The 3,059-nt window shown below is 71.6% G+C and carries 2 protein-coding genes and 1 pseudogene; all 3 read left to right on the top strand.

The window, feature by feature from the left end; genetic code table 11:
• Positions 1–146 precede the first annotated feature (146 nt).
• Entirely contained in the window at positions 147–1,505 is a 1,359-nt protein-coding gene (gene pafA / locus CQZ88_RS27335; RefSeq protein ID WP_006931187.1) for a Pup--protein ligase, read from the top strand.
• Between the two features lie 66 nt (positions 1,506–1,571).
• The gene (locus CQZ88_RS27330) at positions 1,572–2,639 is read left to right on the top strand and encodes a YafY family protein (RefSeq protein WP_102800581.1); all 1,068 of its coding nucleotides are present in this window, start codon (positions 1,572–1,574) and stop codon (positions 2,637–2,639) included.
• Positions 2,636–3,059: pseudogene (locus CQZ88_RS31990) on the top strand (protein pafC); the annotation flags it as partial. The gene CQZ88_RS27330 and the pseudogene CQZ88_RS31990, both read left to right, overlap by 4 nt.

Raw genomic sequence — 3,059 nt, 5'->3', positions numbered from 1 at the left:
GGTCGGCGGGGGAGGGACGCAGGGCGGCGCTGCCGGCGAACAGGGACCGGTCCAGGCGCGTCAGCGGGGCGGGAGCGAAGATCACGGGTACAACCGTAATCTCGTTGCGGCTCATGCTCGGTGGTTCCGCGCGGTACTGTCGAAGTGTGCAGCGACGAATCATGGGCATCGAGACGGAGTTCGGCGTCACGTGCACCTTCCACGGGCACCGGCGGCTGAGCCCCGACGAGGTCGCCCGGTATCTGTTCCGTCGGGTGGTGTCCTGGGGCCGCAGCTCGAACGTGTTCCTCCGCAACGGGGCGCGCCTGTACCTGGACGTGGGTTCGCACCCGGAGTACGCGACCGCCGAATGTGACGATCTTCTCCAGCTCGTCGAGCACGACCACGCCGGGGAGCGGGTGCTCGAGGAATTGCTGATCGACGCCGAACAGCGCCTCGCCGAGGAAGGCATCGGCGGCGACATCTACCTGTTCAAGAACAACACCGACTCGGCCGGCAACTCCTACGGCTGCCACGAGAACTACCTCGTGGTGCGGGCCGGGGAGTTCTCCCGCATCTCGGACGTGCTGCTGCCGTTCCTGGTGACGCGGCAGCTGATCTGCGGCGCCGGGAAGGTGCTGCAGACCCCCAAGGCCGCGACCTACTGCCTGTCGCAGCGCGCCGAGCACATCTGGGAGGGCGTGTCGTCGGCGACCACCCGGTCCCGGCCGATCATCAACACCCGCGACGAGCCGCACGCCGACGCCGAGAAGTACCGGCGGCTGCACGTGATCGTCGGCGACTCGAACATGTCCGAGCCCACCACGATGCTCAAGGTCGGCTCCGCGTCGCTGGTGCTCGAGATGATCGAGGCCGGCGTGGCGTTCCGCGACTTCGCCCTCGACAACCCGATCCGGGCCATCCGGGAGGTCAGCCACGACCTGACCGGGCGGCGGCCGGTGCGCCTGGCCGGGGGCCGGCAGGCCAGCGCCCTCGACATCCAGCGCGAGTACCACGGCCGGGCGGTGGAGTACCTGCGCACCCGCGAACCCGATCCGCACGTCGAGCAGGTGGTGGATCTGTGGGGCCGGGTGCTCGACGCGGTCGAGTCGCAGGACTTCGCGAAGGTGGACACCGAGATCGACTGGGTGATCAAACGCAAGTTGTTCCAGCGCTATCAGGACCGCTACGACCTGGAGCTGTCCGACCCGAAGATCGCCCAGCTGGATCTGGCGTACCACGACATCAAGCGCGGGCGCGGGGTGTTCGATCTGCTCCAGCGCAAGGGGCTGGCGGCGCGGCTGACCGACGACGAGTCCGTCGACGCGGCCGTGCACACCCCGCCGCAGACCACCCGGGCGAAGCTGCGCGGCGACTTCATCGCCGCCGCGCAGGACGCCGGCCGGGACTTCACCGTCGACTGGGTGCACCTCAAGCTCAACGACCAGGCGCAGCGCACGGTGCTGTGCAAGGACCCGTTCCGCTCCGTCGACGAGCGCGTCGAACGGCTCATCGCCTCGATGTAGCGTGCCGCGGGTCGTCCGCGTCCGGTAACCGGGTCGGCCGGCGGGCGGGGGATTAGGCTGCACCGCGTGGCGAATTCCAAAGTCGAGCGGCTGGTGAACCTGGTCATCTGCCTGCTGTCCACCCGCCAGTTCCTCACCGCCGAGAAGATCCGCGCCTCCGTCGCCGGATACGACGAATCGGGCAGCGACGAAGCGTTCAGCCGCATGTTCGAACGCGACAAGAACGAGCTGCGCGACCTGGGCATCCCGCTCGAGACCGGCATGCCGTCGCGGTTCTCCACCGTCGAGGGCTACCGCATCAACCGCGACGCCTACGAACTGCCCGAGATCGAGCTGACCAGCGCCGAGGCGGCCGCCGTCGCGGTGGCGGCGGCACTGTGGGAGTCGCCGGAGCTCACCTCCGCGGCGCAGGGCGCGCTGCTCAAGCTGCGCGCCGCGGGGGTGCAGGTCGATGCCGACCCGGCGGGCGCGATCACCGCGATGCCGCCCCGCAGCCGCGGCTCCGAGCCGGTGCTGGGGCAGGTGCTCGCCGCCGTCGACACGCGCCGCGCGGTGCGCTTCCGGCACCGCAGTTCCCCGACCGACCCGTGGACCGAGCGCACCGTCGAACCGTGGGGCGTGGTCACCGTGCACGGCCGCTGGTACCTGGTGGGGTTCGACCGGGACCGGGGGGCGCCGCGCACCTTCCGGCTCTCCCGCATCGACGACGACGTCACCGCGTTCGGCCCCGCCGGGGTCGTGCGGATCCCCGACGGGGTGGACCTGCGGGCACACGCCCTGACCGCCACCACCTCCGGCGACGTGACCGGGCACGCCCGCGTATGGGTCGCGGACGGGCGCGCGTTCGAACTGCGCCGGCTCGGCACCGAGCACGAGCGCCGCGCGGTCGGCGACCGTCCCGGCACCGTCCTCGACGTTCCGGTGCGGTCGTGGGAGTGGATCGGGCGGGTGATCGCCGGGCAGGGCGCCGACGCGCTGGTGCTCGACCCGCCGGAACTGCGCGCGGAGGTGCGCCGCATCCTCACCCGGGTGCTGGCCCCCTCCACGACGGCCACCGTCGGTGCCGTCTCGAACAGCGGCGGCGGTGCCGTCTCGAACAGCGGCGGCGGTGCCGACCGGGGGGAGAGCCGATGAGCACACGACTGTCCGGGCGGTTGACCCGGCTGCTGAACCTGGTGCCGTACTTCACGGCCCATCCGGGGATCAGCGCCGCCGAGGCCGCCCGCGATCTCGGGGTCACCCCGAAACAGATCATGGACGACCTGAACCAGCTGTGGGTGTGCGGGCTGCCCGGCTACGGTCCCGGCGACCTGATCGACCTCTCGTTCTCCGAGGACAGCATCGTCGTCACCTTCACCGCCGGGATCGACCGGCCGTTGCGGCTGACGTCCACCGAGGCCACGGCGCTGCTGGTGGCGTTGCGGTCGCTGGTGGAGATGCCCGGCGTGGTCGACCCCACCGCGGCGCTCGGGGCGATCGCGAAGATCGAGGCCGCCGCCGGCACCGCGGCCGCCGCCGACCGCACGCCCGCCCCCGCGCAGCCCGTCGCCGAGG

The sequence above is a fragment of the Rhodococcus sp. ENV425 genome (assembly GCF_002887785.1).
Classification (GTDB): Bacteria; Actinomycetota; Actinomycetes; order Mycobacteriales; family Mycobacteriaceae; genus Rhodococcus; species Rhodococcus aetherivorans.
Note: the sequence above shows the minus strand (reverse complement) of the source record. Positions and strands in the feature narration are given on the sequence as shown.